Source organism: Parabacteroides sp. 52 (assembly GCF_010500925.1).
In the GTDB taxonomy this organism is placed as follows: domain Bacteria; phylum Bacteroidota; class Bacteroidia; order Bacteroidales; family Tannerellaceae; genus QVMG01.
Map to the genome: position 1 here is coordinate 522450 of NZ_QVMG01000001.1, position 20111 is coordinate 542560.

The 20111-nt window shown below is 42.8% G+C and carries 19 protein-coding genes; 10 read left to right on the forward strand and 9 right to left on the reverse strand.

The annotated features are described in order from the left end of the window. Positions 1 to 82: 82 nt before the first annotated feature. The 4 genes from D0T51_RS02105 to D0T51_RS02120 all read right to left on the reverse strand — a co-directional run bounded on the left by D0T51_RS02105 (position 83) and on the right by D0T51_RS02120 (position 4151). A complete protein-coding gene (locus D0T51_RS02105; RefSeq protein WP_163724416.1) occupies positions 83 to 892 on the reverse strand; it encodes an EFR1 family ferrodoxin in 810 nt (269 codons plus the stop codon). Positions 893 to 932: 40 nt separating this feature from the next. Then, complete coding sequence (locus tag D0T51_RS02110; RefSeq protein ID WP_163724418.1) at positions 933 to 1814, reverse strand: sugar phosphate isomerase/epimerase; 882 nt, start codon at positions 1812 to 1814, stop codon at positions 933 to 935. A 122-nt stretch (positions 1815 to 1936) separates the two neighbouring features. Next, positions 1937 to 2923, reverse strand: coding sequence for a glycoside hydrolase family 43 protein (locus tag D0T51_RS02115; protein WP_163724421.1), 987 nt, complete (start codon positions 2921 to 2923; stop codon positions 1937 to 1939). A 25-nt stretch (positions 2924 to 2948) separates the two neighbouring features. Next, positions 2949 to 4151, reverse strand: a complete 1203-nt coding sequence (locus tag D0T51_RS02120; RefSeq protein WP_163724424.1) for an L-serine ammonia-lyase — start codon at positions 4149 to 4151, stop codon at positions 2949 to 2951. Positions 4152 to 4252: 101 nt separating this feature from the next. Between D0T51_RS02120 and D0T51_RS02125 the strand changes: the two genes are divergently transcribed. The 8 genes from D0T51_RS02125 (at position 4253) to D0T51_RS02160 (ending at position 13103) form a co-directional block, all read left to right on the forward strand. After that, positions 4253 to 5746: a cobyric acid synthase gene (locus D0T51_RS02125; RefSeq protein ID WP_163724427.1), complete on the forward strand. Its 1494-nt coding sequence runs from the start codon at positions 4253 to 4255 to the stop codon at positions 5744 to 5746. A 480-nt stretch (positions 5747 to 6226) separates the two neighbouring features. After that, positions 6227 to 7042, forward strand: coding sequence for a phosphate ABC transporter substrate-binding protein (locus D0T51_RS02130; RefSeq protein WP_163724431.1), 816 nt, complete (start codon positions 6227 to 6229; stop codon positions 7040 to 7042). A gap of 131 nt (positions 7043 to 7173) precedes the next feature. Continuing rightward, on the forward strand, positions 7174 to 8352 hold the full coding sequence (pstC, locus tag D0T51_RS02135) for a phosphate ABC transporter permease subunit PstC (protein WP_239056612.1): 1179 nt from the start codon (positions 7174 to 7176) through the stop codon (positions 8350 to 8352). 2 nt (positions 8353 to 8354) lie between these two features. Then, complete coding sequence (gene pstA / locus D0T51_RS02140) at positions 8355 to 9209, forward strand: phosphate ABC transporter permease PstA (protein ID WP_163724438.1); 855 nt, start codon at positions 8355 to 8357, stop codon at positions 9207 to 9209. 2 nt (positions 9210 to 9211) lie between these two features. Beyond that, positions 9212 to 9958, forward strand: coding sequence for a phosphate ABC transporter ATP-binding protein PstB (pstB, locus tag D0T51_RS02145; RefSeq protein WP_163724440.1), 747 nt, complete (start codon positions 9212 to 9214; stop codon positions 9956 to 9958). 18 nt (positions 9959 to 9976) lie between these two features. After that, positions 9977 to 10642 carry a phosphate signaling complex protein PhoU gene (phoU, locus tag D0T51_RS02150; protein ID WP_163724443.1) on the forward strand — a complete coding sequence of 222 codons (666 nt, stop codon included), beginning with the start codon at positions 9977 to 9979 and terminating at the stop codon, positions 10640 to 10642. Between the two features lie 56 nt (positions 10643 to 10698). Then, positions 10699 to 11382 carry a response regulator transcription factor gene (locus D0T51_RS02155; protein ID WP_163724446.1) on the forward strand — a complete coding sequence of 228 codons (684 nt, stop codon included), beginning with the start codon at positions 10699 to 10701 and terminating at the stop codon, positions 11380 to 11382. Further along, positions 11379 to 13103, forward strand: coding sequence for an ATP-binding protein (locus D0T51_RS02160; protein WP_163724448.1), 1725 nt, complete (start codon positions 11379 to 11381; stop codon positions 13101 to 13103). The genes D0T51_RS02155 and D0T51_RS02160 overlap by 4 nt, the downstream gene beginning before the upstream one ends. A 147-nt stretch (positions 13104 to 13250) precedes the next feature. Here the strand turns inward: D0T51_RS02160 and D0T51_RS02165 are convergent, their stop codons facing one another. Further along, positions 13251 to 13634, reverse strand: a complete 384-nt coding sequence (locus tag D0T51_RS02165; protein WP_239056614.1) for a putative quinol monooxygenase — start codon at positions 13632 to 13634, stop codon at positions 13251 to 13253. Between the two features lie 267 nt (positions 13635 to 13901). On the opposite strand from D0T51_RS02165, the gene D0T51_RS02170 reads away from it, so the two are divergent. Beyond that, positions 13902 to 14291 carry an L-rhamnose mutarotase gene (locus tag D0T51_RS02170; RefSeq protein WP_163724451.1) on the forward strand — a complete coding sequence of 130 codons (390 nt, stop codon included), beginning with the start codon at positions 13902 to 13904 and terminating at the stop codon, positions 14289 to 14291. A 7-nt stretch (positions 14292 to 14298) separates the two neighbouring features. After that, a complete protein-coding gene (fucP, locus tag D0T51_RS02175; protein WP_163724454.1) occupies positions 14299 to 15636 on the forward strand; it encodes an L-fucose:H+ symporter permease in 1338 nt (445 codons plus the stop codon). A gap of 54 nt (positions 15637 to 15690) precedes the next feature. On the opposite strand, the gene D0T51_RS02180 is transcribed toward fucP, so the two are convergent. From D0T51_RS02180 to D0T51_RS02195, 4 genes are all read right to left on the reverse strand, one after another. Continuing rightward, positions 15691 to 16143: an ATPase gene (locus D0T51_RS02180; protein WP_163724456.1), complete on the reverse strand. Its 453-nt coding sequence runs from the start codon at positions 16141 to 16143 to the stop codon at positions 15691 to 15693. A 47-nt stretch (positions 16144 to 16190) separates the two neighbouring features. Further along, positions 16191 to 18011: a V-type ATP synthase subunit I gene (locus D0T51_RS02185; protein ID WP_163724459.1), complete on the reverse strand. Its 1821-nt coding sequence runs from the start codon at positions 18009 to 18011 to the stop codon at positions 16191 to 16193. Then, positions 18008 to 18622: a V-type ATP synthase subunit D gene (locus D0T51_RS02190; RefSeq protein ID WP_163724462.1), complete on the reverse strand. Its 615-nt coding sequence runs from the start codon at positions 18620 to 18622 to the stop codon at positions 18008 to 18010. Before D0T51_RS02190 ends, D0T51_RS02185 begins: the two co-directional genes overlap by 4 nt. A 103-nt stretch (positions 18623 to 18725) precedes the next feature. Then, complete coding sequence (locus D0T51_RS02195) at positions 18726 to 20036, reverse strand: V-type ATP synthase subunit B (RefSeq protein WP_163724463.1); 1311 nt, start codon at positions 20034 to 20036, stop codon at positions 18726 to 18728. Between the last annotated feature and the right edge of the window lie 75 nt (positions 20037 to 20111).

Consider the following 20111-nt stretch of genomic DNA (forward strand, 5'->3'; position numbering starts at 1 on the left):
CGATAGTAAAAACTTAAAAAGGGCTGTCCGTTCATCCGGACAGCCCTTTTTTCTTTAGGAACAAAGTGGCAGCTTAGTAGCCTTATTTCAATACATCCAATCTATTCTTCTTCATCTCCGGATGATGATAACGTCCCTTCTTCAGAGAGATTTTCCCATATTCAATGGCACGCACAGGGCAATAATGGATACAAGCCAGGCATTGCACACAGCTACCTTTTGCCCATTGCGGCCGACCATCCGCGCGTAGAGAGATCGTTCCTGTCGGACACATAGTGGCACAAAGACCACAATCGATACAGTTATCCGTGGCATAAAAAGCATTCTTTTGAATGGCCAAACGAGCGAACAGCGGATAAACCAACCGGCTTTTGAGAAAAGGAATAGGACCACGTACGTATAAATCCGCACGCGAATTGGCATGAGTCTTCACACTCTCCACAATTGCTTTCAATTGCTGGGGCGCTTGTCCCAATTTCCTGTTTTCCACCTCTTTTTTATCCACATCAAATCCCGGCAACAGAATATAATTATTGGGCATCTGTATGGAATAAGCAGCAGAAAGGGAGAGTCCCCTCCTACGCAACGCTTTGCGTATCATCTTATCCGTATGCCCGCATTCGTCTCCGCAAGTAGACAGGGAGTAAATAGATGGATTCTTATCCCCCTTCAAATGCCATCGGGAAAGAAACTGCATCACAGGCACCGCTGGTCCCCAGGAATGCACCGGATACACCAAGAATACCGATTCTCCGTTTTCCAGAGAATAAACAAGTTCCCGTGTTTCCTTCCGTAACTCATCCGCAATGGAGATCAACGGTTCTCCAAAGATTATACTTAACTCCTTTGCTACCCACAAGGAATTACCTGTTCCTGTAAAATAAAAAATCATCTATACATTCTTTCGGCGACATGGCCGAATATACATACGATCAATACACAAACGCTGAATTATTCAAGAAGTCAAAGCTTTCTTTCACGCTGGCTTCCGGTGCGTTGTTGGTATATTGTTCTACTTCTACATACCAATCTTTCACATTGTTTGCTTTCATTTGTTCAAAGATCGGTTGGAAGTTCATCTTGCCGCTGGCACCAATTTCTTTCTCGTCTTTGATATGAACGGTTTTAATCTGGCTGGCATAGTTCTTCAGGTATTCAGCCGGATCATACCCACCTACCTGACACCAATATACGTCTAACTGGAAGAACACATGATTCTTGCTTACGTTATTCAACAAGAAGTCATAAATCAGTTGATCCTCTATTTTCTTGAATTCGAAATCGTGATTGTGGTATCCAAAGGCGATGCTGGCTGCCGCTGTTTTATATCCCACAGAAGTGAAATAATCACAGTACATCTTCAGATCATCCAATGTCGTTTCATTATTTACCGGCATCCAGGGTTGAACCATATATTTCACACCTAATTGGTTATGTGCTTCGATGGCTTTATCCCACCAAGCCATAATTTCAGCTTCTTTCTCTTTGGAGAAAGCCTGGCTTAAGTGTGCACTGGTACATTTCACACCCAGATCATCACATATTTTCTTAAACTCAGCAGGTGCTAAACCATATATTTTACCATCGTCATAACCTGCTGTCTCTACATTTTTGTATCCCATCTTAGCCACAGATTCCATCACGGCTTTGATGCCTTGTTCTTTCACCATTTCACGCAAGGAATACAATTGCAGGCCTATAAATTTTTCACTGCCTGCAGCTTTTCCTGCACAAGAAGATAATAATTGAGGAGCTACCAAGCCTCCGGCAAGCATAAGGGAAGCATTTTTTAAAAAGTCACGTCTGTTTTGCATAATACTTTATTTATTAGATTCACTTGAGAATTTGCACAAAAGTAAGACTATTTCCTATGAGCGTTGACTTAAACACGTTAAAATCTAAAAAAACTATCAAGTCGACACAGGAAAAGGTATACTTAGCGGATCGGATGAGCCGCTACTCCCTCCAGGGTTATCTGTACCGGTTGAATAAAACCTTGCGCGTCAAAAGTCATTTTGTCAATACAAGTTGCCCGGTGATCGCGCGCCTTATCCCCTAAAGGACGACGATGATATACGATATAATAATCTTCCGTACCCGGCACCTGCATAATCGAATGATGACCTGCACTGGTAGCTACCGTATCGTCTTGTTGAAGGATTTTCCCGATGCGTTCGAAAGGTCCGAAAGGCGAATCGGCAATTGCGTATGCCACTGAATATTCAGGGCCTCCCCATCCGCCTTCACTCCACATAAAGTAATATTTTCCATTTTTCTTGAACATAAAAGGACCTTCTACATAATTCTCCGGAGTTACTTCTTTATAGATCTCCCCATCATCGAAAGGCTCCAAAGCAGTAAAATCGTCATTCAATTTGACCATATTACAATGTCTCCATCCGCCATAATACATATAATACGTATCATCGTCATCGCGAAAGACAAACTGGTCGATAGGTTGTGCCCCGTTTATAATTTCATTGATAAGCGGTTTTCCCAACAAATCGGTATACGGTCCTTCGGGTTTATCACTGACAGCCACGCCAATGCCCCCTACTTCTCCTTCATGTACATCATTCGCACTGAAAAGGAAATAATACTTTCCGTTTTTATTGATCACCGACGGAGCCCACATGGCTCGCTTGGCCCATTTGACTTCCGTCGTATCCAGGATACTGGCATGTTTGGTCCAGTTTACCAGATCCTTGGACGAAAAACAGTCAAAGAATGTTTGTTTCTCATAGACATCACTCCAGGTAGGATAGATCCAATAGGTATCTCCATAAATGATGCCTTCGGGATCCGCATACCATCCTTCAAAAACAGGGTTTCCACTCATAGCAACCGCTTCCGCTTGCTTTTTGGATTGTCCACAGGCTGTCAGGCCCAACCATACAGCCACAAAAAAACACAGATGTTTCATACGTAATACACTTAAAGAATTAGAATTAATTATTATATTTCTTTGCCAGCCCTCCTTCCGAGGTTTCTTTATATAAACTGGGCAAATCATTTCCTGTCTGACGCATCACTTCGACTACTTGATCAAAACTCACCCGGTGTTTCCCATCGGAGAAGTTTGCAAAGGCATTGGCATCCAAGGCACGGGCTGCCGCAAAAGCATTCCGTTCGATACAAGGTATCTGCACAAGGCCACAAACCGGATCACAGGTAAGTCCCAAATGATGCTCCAAGCCCATCTCCGCAGCATATTCGATCTGTGCCGGTGTACCCCCAAACAACTGACAGGCCGCACCGGCTCCCATTGCACAAGCCACGCCTACTTCTCCCTGACAGCCCACCTCTGCCCCTGAAACGGACGCATTGGTACGTACCACATTCCCAAACAATCCCGCTGTTGCCAACGCACGTAAGATACGGGAATCACGGAAGTCCCGCGACTCTTTCAGGTGATATAAGACGGCGGGCAGAACCCCACAGGAACCACAGGTAGGAGCAGTGACAATACGGCCTCCACAGGCATTCTCTTCGGATACGGCTAAAGCATAGGCATACACCTTTCCCCGCCCTTTTATACTGCCTCCATAGCCTTTGGCACGTATCAGATAATCGGAGGCTTTCCGCCGGATGCCCAAGCCGCCCGGCAGAATCCCTTCGGACTCCAGCCCTTTTTGCACAGCCAACTGCATAATATCCCATACCTCAGCCAGGTAATCCAGGATCTCCGGTCCTTCACATTGCTCTACATATTCCCAGTACGAATGTCCGGTACGCTCACACCAATTCTGTATATCGCGGATGGTATGCATATCATATATCTCTACCGTCTTTTGTTCATTGAAGGTCTCATTGGCCAGCGTGCCTCCCCCAATGCTGTAAACCATCCAGGACTCCTGCAATTCGTCCCTTTCGTTGAATGATTCGAACTTCATACCGTTCGGATGAAAAGGAAGAAAGACCTTGGGTTCCCACAGAATGGTGGTTGGTACCACCGGCTGAAGCACTTCCAATATAGCGGCATCTGTCAAGTGCCCTTTCCCAGTTGCTGCCAGGCTCCCATACAAAGTAACACACAGATGGTGAGCGTTTCCGTTGCGTTCGAGAAAGATTTGCGCCGCCCGTCGGGGTCCCATCGTATGACTGCTGGACGGACCGTTTCCTATACGGTATATTTGTCTGATTGATTCCATTTCCTATATCAATAATTAGATGTGTATAAAGTCAGGTCAAAGATAGGCATAATCCCCCTGTTTTTCATTAGTTTTGCATCCCGTTAGCAAATATATTCTCCATGAAAGAAAGATTAAAACCCATTATGTTTGTCGGAACCTGTTCCGATGCCGGCAAAAGTGTGATCAACGCTGCTTTTTGCCGCATATTCAAACAAGATGGATACCAGCCGGCTCCCTTCAAAGCACAGAATATGTCCCTCAACTCCTACTCCACAGCCGAAGGCGGAGAGATGGGACGCGCCCAGGTGGTGCAGGCCGAAGCCTGTGGTATTGTTCCACATACCGACATGAATCCGGTACTGCTCAAACCGACCCATGATAAGAGTTCGCAGGTTGTTGTCAACGGAAAGCCTGTAGGCAATATGTCCGCCAAAGAGTATTTTGGCAAAGAGAAAGAAAAAGAAGAGCTATTCGAGGAGGTTGTAAAGGCTTTCAAACGGTTGGAAAACAGGTATAACCCGATTGTTCTGGAAGGTGCCGGGAGCATTTCGGAGTTGAATCTGCGGGACCGCGATATTACCAATATGCGCATGGCATTACAAACAGGTGCCGCCACCTATCTGATTGCCGACATTGATCGTGGAGGGGTATTCGGCTCGGTTTACGGAACGATCGCTTTACTCAAACCCGAAGAACGGGCTCTTATCAAAGGCATCATCATCAATAAGTTCCGGGGGGATATTTCTTTGTTTGAAGACGGACGACGGATGATAGAAGAGCTCACCGGCATCCCGGTAGTCGGCATCCTGCCCTGGTTCAGAGATATTCAGATCGAAGAAGAAGATTCGGTCGCTCTGGAAATGAAACGTAACACCTACCAGAAAGGGAAAATCAATATCGCTATCATCCTGTTGAAACGCATGTCCAACTTCACCGACTTTGATGTTCTGGAAATGGATCCGCGCTTCAACCCCTATTACACACAAGACACACAAGAAATAGAGAAAGCCGACATCATCCTGTTGCCCGGTTCCAAAAACACATTAGCCGATCTGCAAAACATACGGGCCAATGGCATAGCCGATGCCATCATACAAGCGCACAAAGCAGGCAAAAAAATCATCGGTATCTGTGGTGGCTACCAGATGATGGGAGTGCGCCTGGAAGACCCGAAAGGACTGGAAGGACCTATCCCTTCTGTCCCCGGATTGGGATTATTACCGATTACCACCGTTATTGATACAGAAAAAATCACCACACAAAACAGCTTTCATTTCCTCCCGGATCCTTCCGGTGAACTCTGCCGCGGATATGAAATACATATGGGACGCACCACCCTGTTAAACGGAGCCGAAGAACGGCCGGTCGTTCGTCTGCACACCCAACAAACAGACGGTTATTACCTGCACGCGCACTGCTGGGGCACCTATATGCACGGCATACTGGATAACCCGGTCGTATTAGACCATTTGGCCGAAGGCTTTGCCCACCCGGAAAAAGAGACACCTTTCGATTATGCTGCTTTCAAAGAAACGCAATACGACAAACTCGCCGAACGGGTACGTTCCCATATGGATATGAAGTATATTTATCAAACATTGCTCGCAAATTAACGGAATATTCTACTGTTGATAGCTATCGTCACTACTGATGATAGCTATCGTTACTACTGATGATAGCTATCGTTACTACTGACGATAGCTATCAACAGTAGATTAATGCCAAAATCAATCTTATTTTTTCCGTAACAAAATAGTCACAGGCCTGTAATATCGTGGAAATACATTTGCATCGGAATTAGTAAGAAACGATGAATGAAGAAAAGTATTATTACTGTATTAAGTGGGCTATGTTTGTTTAGTAATGGATTTGCACAAGGGCAACCCGAAACGGATCTCTACTGTCGACTTCGTTTTTTGTTTTATACTTTTCGATTGTAACTTAGAGTTATCCATAAGTAAAATATGTATACTTGTTGCCAAATAACAGTTATACATAGTCAAATCTTAACAGAATCGTAACAATATAGTTGGTTGCCCGTAATATCCTACCCATACATTTGCAGCGTATAAATTAGAAATCAAACAAAGAAAATGAAAAAGACGATTCTAACAACAGTCATTTTAATAGCAGCCTTATTCAGCGTGCAAGCGCAACGCATCAAAGGCTCTGACACTATGCTTCCTTTGTCGCAAAAGGCTGCCGAGGAATACATGAAGATAAATCCGTCTTATACGGTTACCGTAACCGGTGGCGGAAGTGGTGTGGGTATTGCCGCTTTACTTGAAGGTACAACAGAACTGGCACAGCTCTCCCGAAAAATCAAATTTGATGAAAAGAATAAACTGAAAGGAAAAGGAAAAACAGTAAAAGAAGTCATTGCCGCTTACGATGCATTGGCTATAATCGTACACCCCTCTAACAAAGTAACCAACCTTAGCCGTGAACAATTGGAAGGTATATTTACCGGAAAAATCAAAAATTGGAAAGAAGTCGGCGGAGTGGATATGCCTATCGTATCCTATTCCCGTGAAACCTCTTCCGGTACATACGAATTTTTCAAGGAAAGTGTGTTGAAAAAGAAGAACTACATGAACGGGATTATGAGTATGCCCGCAACGGGAGCTATTATCCAGTCGATCAGCCAGACAAAAGGAGCTATCGGTTATGTCGGACTGGCCTATCTAAATAAAGATGTGAAAGCGATTCATGTTTCGTATGATGGAGGCAAAACCTATGTGGAACCAACAGTGGCTAATGCTAAGAATGAAACCTATCCGATTGTTCGCCCTTTGTACTACTATTACGATACAACGACAGAGAGTAAAGTAAAGCCCTTCATTGATTTTGTACTATCCGATAAAGGACAGGAAATTGTTTCCGAAATCGGATTCGTTAGTGTTAATTGAAAATGACAGCCCGAAAGGTAGAATTCATTTTCAATGCAAGAAGAAAAACAAAGAGAGAAAACAATATGAAAGATAAAAAGAATTTTCAACTTTCAATTCTCAATTTTCAATGCAGAAAGATTATAGAGCGCATGGCGAAAGTAATGCTTACCTTTAGTGGAAGCATTACCAGCCTTGCTATTTTACTTATTATTATCTTTTTGTTCAAAGAAGGCCTGGGCTTATTTCATAGTCCTTCTGTGGAAAAAGGATATGTCCTTTGTGTTCAAACGTCCAATCCTATTGAGACATTAACACCTGAGCAAATCAAAAAAATATTCGATGAGGAGATAACTTCTTGGAATAAGCTGGGAGGTCGCAATGAAGCAATCAAGGTATTCCGTTTCGACGATATATTTTCGATGTATCCGGAAGAAGAGTTCGGACAAGAGTATGAACTGTTGCCGGATAAGTTAGGTGAAGTTATTAGCCAAAATCCGAATATCATAGCTTATATACCAGAACAATATCTACCAAAGGAAAATGCCTCGGTTAAAATCTTAGTATCGGGAAATATCCGTATGACCGATTTTTTCAAAGGCAAGGAATGGCTACCGACAGCAACACCCTCCCCCCTGTTTGGTGTACTGCCCCTTATTACGGGGACATTATGGGTAAGTTTCTTTGCGATTCTGATAGCCTTGCCATTGGGACTGGGAGTCGCAATCTATTTATCTGAACTGGCAGGAACGCGTATGCGTAAATTACTTAAACCTACCATTGAACTATTGGCAGGTATCCCGTCGGTGGTTTATGGCTTCTTCGGATTGGTTGTATTGGTTCCCCTTATTCAGAAAACGCTTCATCTTCCTGTGGGAGAAACGGCCTTTGCCGGTAGTTTGATACTGGCTATTATGGCATTACCAACAATCATCACCATTGCTGAAGATGCGATGCGAGGAACGCCCAAAGCCATGCGCGAATCCAGTTTGGCATTGGGAGCTACCCATTGGCAAACGGTATACAGAGTTATTGTGCCTTATGCTTCTTCCGGAATTATGGCAGCAGTTGTCTTGGGTATCGGAAGAGCTATCGGAGAGACTATGGCAGTATTGATGGTAACCGGAAATGCAGCTGTGATACCGCATTCCCTTTTTCAGCCTGTAAGAACTATTCCGGCAACCATTGCTGCCGAATTAGGCGAAGCACCAGCCGGAGGAGCACATTATCAATCTTTATTTTTATTGGGATGTATTCTGTTTGTCATAACGATGCTTATCAGTGTGTCAGCAGAGTTTATCTCCAAACGACAACATAACAAAGGCGTCTGACTATGAATAAAAGAGTAAAACAAAAAATAGCATTCACCGTTTTCCGCATATTGGGATTGGTGGTAGCCGGTATTCTTTTATGGATACTTGGATTTATTATTTACAACGGTATAGGCGTTATAAGTTGGGACTTCCTGACCACTGCCCCGGCAGAAGGAATGACCACCGGTGGAATATTCCCTGCTATTGTTGGGACTTTGTGGCTGATTGCCGGAAGTGTAGTATTTGCTTTCCCCATTGGAGTTATGTCTGCTATTTATATGAATGAGTATGCCGGAAATGGCTGGGTGGTTCGCTTTATCCGTATCATGACCAATAACCTGGGAAGTATTCCGTCTATTGTATTCGGGCTATTTGGTATGGCTTTGTTTGTCAATACCCTCGGCTTTGGAGATTCTATTCTGGCCGGTTCGTGTACGCTCGGATTATTGGTTTTACCCCTGATCATTCGTACTACGGAAGAGGCATTGAAGGCCATACCCGATTCTTACCGGACAGGGAGTCTGGCTTTGGGGGCAAGTAAATTACAAACTATATGGAAAGTAATATTACCCATGGCCTTCCCCAATATCATAACCGGGCTGATTCTTTCCATCGGTAGGGTTTCGGGTGAAACAGCACCCATCTTGTTTACGGTAGCCGCCTATTTCTTGCCTAAACTGCCTAACAGCATATTCGACCAGGTAATGGCGTTGCCATACCACCTATACGTGATTGCAACAAGTGGAACAGATATAGAAGCCTCTCGCCCGATTGCTTACGGAACAGCACTGGTATTGATCGCCATTGTCTTGGCGATGAACTTATTGGCTACGGCTCTACGCAGATATTTTGGACAAAAAGTGAAAACAAACTAAATATGATACAAGCAAAAGATATAAATTTCTATTACGGAGATTTCCATGCCCTGAAAAATATCAACATGGAAATGGAAGCCCATACGGTAACGGCTTTTATTGGTCCGTCGGGTTGTGGAAAATCTACATTCCTGCGCCTGTTCAACCGCATGAATGAATTGATAGATAATACCCGGCTTACCGGAGAGTGCCTGATAGACGGACAAAACATTTACCAGAAGTCGGTACAAGTAGATGAACTGCGGAAAAAAGTAGGTATGGTATTCCAAAAACCGAATCCTTTCCCCAAATCTATTTTTGAAAATGTAGCTTATGGTTTGCGGGTAAATGATGTACGGGATAAATCGTATATCAATGCAAAGGTAGAGGAATCACTCAGAGCTGCTGCCCTATGGGACGAAGTGAAAGACAAACTAAAGAAATCGGCATTTGAGCTCTCCGGAGGACAACAGCAACGGCTTTGTATTGCCCGCGCATTGGCTATATCCCCATCTGTTTTATTGATGGATGAACCTGCTTCGGCTCTCGATCCGATCTCCACTTCCAAAATAGAGGAGCTGATACATTCCCTTAAAAAAGAATATACAATTGTTATTGTAACCCATAATATGCAACAGGCTGCCCGCGTGAGTGATAAAACGGGGTTCTTTATGTTGGGTGAATTGGTGGAGTACAATGACACAAAGAAAATATTCCTAAACCCGGATAAAGAACAGACACAGAATTATATTACGGGACGATTCGGTTAAATTGTAAAGTCTACAAAAATGAAACATACAGAAAAAGAATTACAGTCGTTGAAAGAAGAGGTAAGCCAGATGTGGAAATTGGTTCTTTCGCAACTTGAAAAGTCAAAGCAGGCTTTTCTGAATAACGATATTGAATTGGCTCGGGAAATAGCCAGCCGCGAAAAACGTGTTGATGCTTTTGAATTGAAAATAGACAGTGATTGCGAGAACTACATAGCCCTTTACAGTCCGGTAGCCATTGATTTGCGGTTGGTACTCTCCTTAATAAAGATCAGCAGTACCCTTGAACGTATCGGCGACTTTGCCGAAGGAGTAGCCCGGCATGTGATCGACGATGATTGCCATAAGATCAGTCCACAAGTAACCGAAGATCTTCAATTGGATAGGATGTTTGAAACCCTCATTTCTATGTTATCCGATAGTTTTGTTGCCCTTGAATCAGAAAACACCAAGGTCTCCGGTAAAATCTTAGCTAAAGACGATGAAATAGATACCTTGTATCACAACTCTCTGGATATACTGACAAACTATTTGCAAGCTGAACCTTCATTTATCCGTTGTGGATTGAAATTGATGCTTTTGATCCGTAAATTGGAACGTATAGGCGATCATTGCAGCAATATCGTAGAAGAAATTGTATTCTATGTGGATGCCAAGGTGTTAAAGCATGGAATAAAGAAATAAAGTATTTGTAACCCAAGTCATTTTGAATGATTATTTTTGTACAAAAATAAAGTCGTATGGAAAAGCAAAAGATACTTGTGGTCGATGATGAAGCCAATATCTGTGAAATCTTGTTTTATACGCTCACAAATGATGGGTATGAAGTTGTTTGTGCCAATTCTGCCGAAGAGGCTTTTGAAAAGCTTACGTCAGCCTATTCACTTATCTTGTTGGACGTGATGATGGGTGGGATGTCGGGCTATAAGATGGCAGAGACACTGAGGAATAACGGTAATCAAATACCAATCATTTTCCTTACGGCAAAAGATACGGAAAATGATATGTTGACAGGTTTCTCTGTTGGTGGAGACGATTATATCTCCAAACCTTTTTCACTCAAAGAAGTTTCAGCCCGTGTAAAAGCTCTACTGAAAAGACAAATGGCAGAAGCCAAGCCTATAAGCCGGTTTATCTATAAGGATTTTATAATTGATTTTGATACAAAAGATGTATTTGTCGGAGAAAAAGTTATTGTACTGACGAGAACGGAATTTGAAATACTTGAATTTTTAGTCAAGCATCAGGAACGTATCTTTTCTCGTGAAGAAATTATCGATCATATCTGGTCAAAAACTCCTTATGTAACCGAAAGGACAGTGGATGTGCATATTACGCGCCTGCGAAAAAAATTAGGGGACTATGCATCACTTATCTCCAATCGTTCAGGTTATGGATACCGGTTTAATATTTCTCACCTATGAAAATAACCTATAAACAACGCTTATCTCTTTATTTTTTCCTCATATTCGCTTTATTTACTATTGGGATAATCGTTTTTGAACGATCACGCGAAACAAAATTCCGGACGGAGGCCTTACAAGAGAAATTGGATGCCTATACCGGAATCATTCAGGTTTCATTAAAGAAGTTTGTAGACGCACCCCAACAAGCCATGGATGATATATCCGCTCTTATGCCGGAAAATCTTCGTATGACACTGATCGATCGACAGGGAAATGTTATCTATGACAATGCCGTGGAGAAGGATCTTCTCTCTGAAAACCATGCAGAACGCCCGGAAGTGGTTCAGGCAAAAGCGAAAGGGAAAGGATCTCATATCCGAACCTCGGCAACGAACAGGCAAGAGTATCTGTATTATGCCAAACGAACAAACAATTACTTTATCCGTGTAGCATTTCCTTATGATATACAGGTCCACGACTTCTTGAAATCCGACAACCTGTTTCTATATTATATACTTGTTTTATTTGTAATCACACTGCTTTTTATTCATTATATAGCAGATCGCTTTGGAAAGTCCATTAAAAAACTGGAAGAATTTGCTTCAGAAGAAAATGAACCAGAAAATGCACAAATAGAGTTTCCTGAAGATGAATTGGGGAAGATAGGAAAAAAGATTATTGATAACTACGAACAATTAAAAGAAAGGAAAAAAGAAATTATCCTTGAACGAGAAAAACTATTGCAACATGTCCATAGTTCCGGTGAAGGTCTATGCTTTTTCTCTCCGAATAAAAAGGTAGGCTTTTTTAATGGCTTGTTTATCCAATATTTGAATACCATTACGGATGAATCGGTATCTGATCCTGCAATTATATTTACAGATACATCATTCAAGCCTATTACTGATTTTTTATCCGGAGCCAGTATCAACGCAAACTATTATGAAACCCAAATAGATCGGCAAGGAAAAATTTTCAATGTGCGGGTAAATGTTTTTGAAGATCACAGTTTTGAAATCATTATCAATGATATTACCAGACAGGAAAAAACACGTTTCTTAAAGCAAGAAATGACCTCCAACATAGCACATGAACTGCGCACGCCTGTGACCAGTATTCGGGGATACCTTGAAATAGCTTTGGAGCAACCTTTAGACGGTGAAACAGCTCATAAGTTCCTTACCAAAGCCCATGAACAAACCATTGTTTTGTCAGAATTGATTCAGGACATGAGCCTGATAACCAAAATAGAGGAAGCCCCTACATCCTTTAAACAAGAACCTATTCCGATAGAAGAATTGCTCGATTCATTGAAAAACGACCTAGAAAAACCTTTATCGGAGAAAAATATATCTATGGAATGGAAAAATACAAAAGGAGTTACTGTTTGTGGTAACCGCAATCTGCTCTATTCCATATTCCGTAACCTGACTGATAATGCCATTCGTTATGCCGGAACAGGAATAAGTATTACAATTAATAAATACAATGAAGATAAAGATTTCTATTATTTCTCTTATGCCGACACAGGTATCGGTATCACGGGTGAACATCATTTAAATCGCCTCTTTGAGCGTTTCTATCGTGTCAATGAAGGACGTACACGCGATACCGGAGGTTCCGGACTAGGCTTATCCATTGTAAAAAATGCGGTTTTATTTCATAAAGGGAATATTGTTGTAAAGAACAGAGCCGAAGGAGGATTGGAATTTTTATTTAAGCTTCCGAAAACAGAATGAGGATTACCTCGAATGAACGAATATATTTCAGATTTATACAAGCACATTACATATAATTCATAAAAGACTCCCGTAAATCCTTCAATTACGGGAGTCTTTTTTTATCAAAAATTGTGGCTGTCAAAAATGAACCACAACCAAGTATTTTTAAAATTTAGCTTTCAGAACGGATACTTCCAGATCGGCTTTTCCCTCTACTGCTTTTACAAATGCCTTGAAATGATCACTGTTATTATGAATATCAATTGCTTCTTGAGATTTCCATACTTCAACAAAAGTAAATTTCAAAGGATTATTCACATCTTCCAATAAAACATAAGAGACATTCCCTGCCTCCTTACGTGTAGCATCTACTACTGTTTTAAAAGCCTTCATCAAATCATCTTTATAAGCTGACTTTACAGTAACATGAGCAACAATTGTTAATTCACCCGAATGAACAACTGTTTTTGCCGGAACAACAAAAGAACTAAACAATAACACAGAACAAAAAATGCCCAAAAGCATTCCACGATTCATACACTTTTTCATAACTGATTTTTTATTAATGACTAATACTATTAAGGTGTCAAAGATAGAATAAATCTTTTTATCTGAGACAAAAATATATCTAAAGTAAATGATTCAATTCTTGAAGTAAAATTGCAGTTTTATCCGGATTTTCATCCGGAAAGGATACAATATCAGAAATAGAATGAAAAGGGATATTCATGAAAGAAAAAAATATCCGGATCGTATCCATTTGTGTAAGTAAAGAGCTTATTCTATTTTTGTAAGAAATATTACCAAGAGAATCTTATGAACTTAAAAGAAGGTTACAAAAAAGAGCCTGCAGCAGCCAATAAACGCTTCTGCCAATTTTTATCATTAAATCCGGACACTTTGGATCAGTATATCTATTGGCATCGGAACGAAAACATCTGGAAAGAAATACCCGAAGGTATCCGCAAGGCTGGTATTCTGGACATGGAGATATACATATCCGGTACACAAGCCGTCATGGTATTGGAAACACCTATTGATTTCAATTGGGATGAATCTTTCGGAAAATTAGCTACCTTTGAGCGTCAGGCAGAGTGGGAAGACTTTGTCGCTCAGTTTCAACAGACAGGAGCCGGCAAACGTTCCGACGAGAAATGGCAATTGATGGAACGCATCTTCTCTCTGGAGAATGCGATTAATAAATAAGAACTTTATGCACAAAACAAAAAAGACCTCTTTGTTAACCGGCAGTGACGGTGTAAACTACCTGATTCCTTTCATTTTAATAACCTTTTGTTTTGCCTTGTGGGGATTTGCCAATGACATAACCAATCCCATGGTAAAAGCATTCTCCAAAATATTCCGGATGAGTGTAACCGACGGTGCTTTGGTACAGGTCGCATTCTACGGGGGGTATTTTGCGATGGCTTTTCCTGCTGCGATGTTCATACGCAAATATTCGTATAAAGCCGGCATACTTTTAGGTCTTAGCTTATATGCCATTGGAGCTTTTATGTTTTTTCCGGCTAAAATGACGGGGGAATATTATCCGTTTCTTTTGGCTTATTTTGTCTTGACTTGTGGACTCTCTTTCTTAGAAACAAGCGCGAACCCCTATATACTCTCGATGGGCACGGAAGAAACAGCCACACGACGTCTCAACCTGGCTCAATCATTTAATCCGATGGGTTCGTTATTGGGCATGTATGTCGCTATGAATTTTATACAGGCACAACTGAATCCGATGGATACAGCCGAGAGAGCCCAACTGGATCAGGCAGAGTTTAGTGTGCTGAAAGAAGCGGATCTCTCTGTGCTTATCACCCCTTACCTTGTCATCGGTTTGGTTATCCTATTCATGTTCTTGTTCATCCTTTTCACGCGTATGCCCAAGAATCAGGATCAAATACACGATATGGATCTACTTCCTACCCTAAAAAGGCTACTCTCCCTCCCCCGCTACCGGGAAGGGGTGATAGCTCAATTCTTTTATGTAGGGGTACAAATCATGTGTTGGACATTTATTATCCAATACGGTACACGCATATTTATGGAACAAGGAATGGAGGAGAAAGCTGCTGAGATACTTTCTCAAAAATACAATATAGTGGCAATGATCCTTTTTTGTGTAAGCCGCTTTGTATGCACCTTCCTATTACGTTATCTGGCTCCAGGCAGATTATTAATGATTCTGGCTATTGTCGGCGGAATATTTATCCTGGGAACGATCTTGTTTCAGGACATCACCGGGCTTTATTGCCTGGTTGCCGTCTCTGCCTGTATGTCTTTGATGTTTCCTACGATCTATGGAATTGCCCTCAAGGGAATGGGAGACGATGCGAAGTTTGGAGCTGCCGGTCTTATAATGGCTATTTTGGGTGGTTCAGTCCTGCCTCCGTTGCAGGCAAGTATCATTGACAGAGGATCGGTTTGGGGCATACCTGCCGTAAATATTTCTTTCGTTTTACCCTTGCTCTGTTTCTTTGTGGTAGCCTTCTTTGGGTATCGGACTCATTCCGGTTCTTACCAGGTTAAGAACAAGACAGTATAAAGAAAAAAGGGAATGCCCGTTGTGGACATTCCCTCTTTTTTGAGGTATATCTTTTTAAAGTGGTAACGTACCACCCACCAAAATAACAACCAACAAAGCAAGGATCGCATACAACTCAGGGAATACGGCCATCACCATCGTTGCACTGAACACATTATGTCCGGCACCTACCGCCTGAATACCGTTGGCACAAACTTGTCCCTGACGGATAGAAGAGAAAAATGCGGCAAATCCCATCATCGCACCCACACCTAAAATGGCACAGGCATTGAACATTGTCATTTCCGGAATAAGAAATTTCTGCAACATAAAGTAAGCCACAAATCCATACAAACCCTGTGAACTCGGAAGGGCACTGAGCGCAATATACGTACCCATCGCATCCGGGTTCTTTTTCATTGCTCCTACTACTGCGTTACCGCAAATGGTTACCCCATATGCACTACCGATAAATGATAGTCCGGTCATCAGACCGATTCCAATGTAAGCTAATAAAACTGGTTCCATAACTAAATTGTTTTAAATTATTTTTACTGTTATTTATTTCTTAATATTTACGCTTTCTTAAAAGGTACGTAGGCTTTGCCACCGCCCTCAAATTCTGAATTTTTATAATACTCGACGAAGACCAAGCGGATCGGATGCACCAAGGAGCTGATCATACAAAGTCCGAAGTTCAATCCGTGACCTACTAACAGGATCAGTAGCATACAGACAAACTGCGCCACGCCCGGCAGACTTTCCGTCATAGACACCGCCAACGAATTGAACACACCTCCCAGGATCGATCCCGTCAGCCCGACTGCAAACAGACGGATATACGACAAGACATCGCCCAATAGTCCGAAAACCATATTATAGGTATTCCACAATCCGGCACCGAAATTCAGGAAAACATTCTTGCCCGGTGTATTATACAACAGTGCTATCGCAAAGCCTAAAGCGGCCACCCCATACAAGGTATAGACAATCGGCTCCGACAAATGGATCTCCAACATCGGAAGTCCAAACACACACGCCAACGCTGCGATCACAAACACCCAGGCAAAAGAAGCAAGACTGTATTTAAACCCTCGCTGCACCTTCACCTTGTAGGCGGCAATCGCCTTGGCATACACAATATGGACAATACCGATAACAACAGACAAAGTCATCAGGTTATCACTACTCAGGAAATAATTCTTCACGGCTGCAAACTGTGGGATATCCACCAGGGCAATACCAAAGAACGAACCGGTCAGCGCACCTACGACTACCGTCATACCGCCCAGCCACTGGAACAGGGTCAGGAAAGGGCGTACACCTTCACTCGCCTTGCGCTTGAAAAAGGTACAAAGTAATAGGATCAATAATCCGTAACCACCGTCACCAAAACAAAGTCCGAAGAACAGCATAAAGAAAGGCGCCACGAACGGGGTCGGATCGAACTCCTGATAATTAGGCAGGGAGTACATCTCCGTGATCGGTTCGAAAAGCTTCGCATAGCTATTATTCTTCAGTTTGATAGGTATCTTATCGTCGTCTTGTATTTCCAGTTGCTGATAGAAGAAACCCTCTTTATCGAGTTCCTCTTCCATCGTAGCCATTTTATCTTCGGTCACCCAACCTTCGAGGAACATCAGTTTGTCGCCTGCCTGCCGGTCGGTTTGCACGATCGCGTTGGCCAGGTTAAACTCATTCTGCAATTCCTTATCCAGTTCTTTGAATGTATTGATTTCCGAAACGGCCAATATTTTTACCTTTTCATCCGCCAGCCGGATCTCTTCTTTGATCTCCTCATACTGCTGACGCAACTGTGTCAATCCTGCTTCCGGCATCTTCGCCCGCTCGGCATCGATATCGATGGCTTCCTTCTCTTTCGTTACCGTCACAAAATAAGAAACCGACTGGAAGTTGTTGACCAGGAAAGCGTTATACGCTTCCCCCCAGGATGGTTCGTATTTAGAGGTCGGACAAGAGAAGAAACTCACCACATAACCGCTCTTTCTCAATTCCTCGATCGTCGTCATATCGAAATCGCCCCAGATATCCATATAATCCAGGTCTTTCCATATACTTTGTCGTTTGGCTTGCAGTCGGGCTTTCTCTTCCTGCAAATCTTCGAGCGACTGAACCAATGCCATTCCGTCCGCTTTATTTATTTTGCGCCCCGGAGCCAATTCGAGATCTTTCTCTTCTTTCGTCAGCTTTTCCAACGAACGGATCAGTGTATTCACCCGGTTGCGCTCGGCTACCATTCCTTGCAATTCCTGAAAATCAGCAATCGATTTGGTCTCTTTGATATGCACCACACCCAGTTCACGCAGATTGTTAAGGAATTGATTGTATTCCTTATGATACACCATAAAGGCGTATTTTCTCATCGGTATGATCATGACGCTTCCTCCTCTTTCTCTTTACGTTTTTCCAGATTCGTCCGCATAATCTTCTGCGAAGCTTTCGAAAGGCTCTCTTCGTCTTCCATATAACGCTTCACTTTCCGGATCGCATCTTTGTATCCCGGAATCTGCACTTTCTCAAAAAGATTGACTTTCTGAGTCGTTTTCTTCCGGGCATGCTCCAGTAACTCCAGCTTCATCCCCGAGAACTCGGCTTCGATACCGGTCCGGGCAAGTTGTTTCAGCAACTCGATCCCTTCGGTATACCACGAGGGGGTATTGAAGAGACTATAAGGTTTGATTTCAAACTGCACATCGTCGAGCACGGGAATCATCACTCCGGCAAATTTGCGTGAAGAAAGCGAAACGTCTTTCACACAAATCAGTTCGGGAGTAAATTCATTCCATAGAGCGACCATATTTTGATACCCCATAATCTCAGTCTCCAGCTGAAGTTCCAATTTCTTCACCTCGTCTTTGGTTCGTTTCACCTCCACACGCAGTGCACTCTCCTTACTTTTGATCGTAGGCAGAGACCGCTCCCGCATTTTCAGGTTCTTCTCCAATTGTTGAAGTGATGTTTTATTATATTGAAACTTTATTGCCACGTTTTCTAATTGTTAATTGTTAATTATAAATTATAAGCTAGTCATACCAACCTTTATAATTTACAATTTATAATTTATAATTGAGACAAGGACTGGAAATGTTTCATTTCCAGTATTTGTCGACCAACTCCTGCTTGATATTCACCTCGGTCGGTTTGAAATATTCACCGAAGAGATTCCAGGCCACATCCAACATCTCGGTGGTATCGAGGTTGACATCGATCGCCAGTAATTTATCCGAATATTCTTTGGAGAAGGCCAACGTACGGTTGTCGTAGTCTGTCAGGTCGAAACCGTTCTCCATCTTCGTCTTCGCATTGGCGGCATCGGCATATAAGCGGACGGCGGCATTCATCACCTGCGGATGGTCTTCGCGGGTTTTCTTTCCGGTCACCAATTGTTTCAGACGCGAAAGGCTTCGGAACGGGTCAACGATTACCTTACCGATATCACTATCGCGGCGCAGATAAAGCTGTCCTTCGGTGATGTACCCTGTATTATCGGGCACCGCATGGGTGATATCTCCACCGGAAAGGGTCGTCACGGCAATAATCGTAATCGAACCACCATCGGGGAACTGCACCGCTTTTTCGTAGATCTTCGCCAAATCCGAATAAATCGAACCCGGCATAGAGTCTTTCGACGGGATCTGGTCCATACGGTTAGACACAATCGCCAACGCATCGGCGTAGTTGGTCATATCGGTCAACAGTACCAATACCTTTTCGTTCTTTTGCACCGCAAAATATTCAGCGGCTGTCAATGCCATATCAGGCACCAGGATACGTTCTACGGAAGGATCTTCCGTGGTATTGATAAAACTCACGATACGATCCAATGCACCGGCATTACTAAATGTATTCTTAAAGAACAGGTAGTCGTCGTTGGTCATCCCCATCCCGCCCAGGATAATCTTATCCGACTGAGCACGCAAGGCAACCATCGCCATTACCTGGTTGAAAGGTTGGTCCGGATCGGCAAAGAATGGGATCTTCTGTCCGGTCACCAATGTATTGTTCAGGTCGATACCGGCAATACCGGTAGCGATCAGTTCCGAAGGTTGCTCACGGCGTACGGGATTCACCGACGGTCCACCGATCTCGACTTCCGTACCTTCGGGTATCGGACCGCCATCGATCGGATCACCATAGGCATTGAAGAAGCGGCCGGCCAATTGGTCGCCCACTTTCAGTGTCGGCGCCTTTCCCATAAACACCACTTCGGCATTCGTACGAATCCCTTCCGTGCCGGAGAAAACCTGCAAGGTCACTTCATCGCCCATAATCTTTACCACCTGAGCCAATTTGCCATCGACCGACGCCAATTCGTCATACCCTACCCCTGTTGCTTTCAACGAACAGGTAGCCTTTGTAATCTGGGTTATCTTTGTAAATATCTTTTGAAAAGCCTTCATATAAAAACTTCGTTTTTAAATTGATAATTGACAATTGACAGTTGACAATTAATAGTTCAATTCATAATTCATATC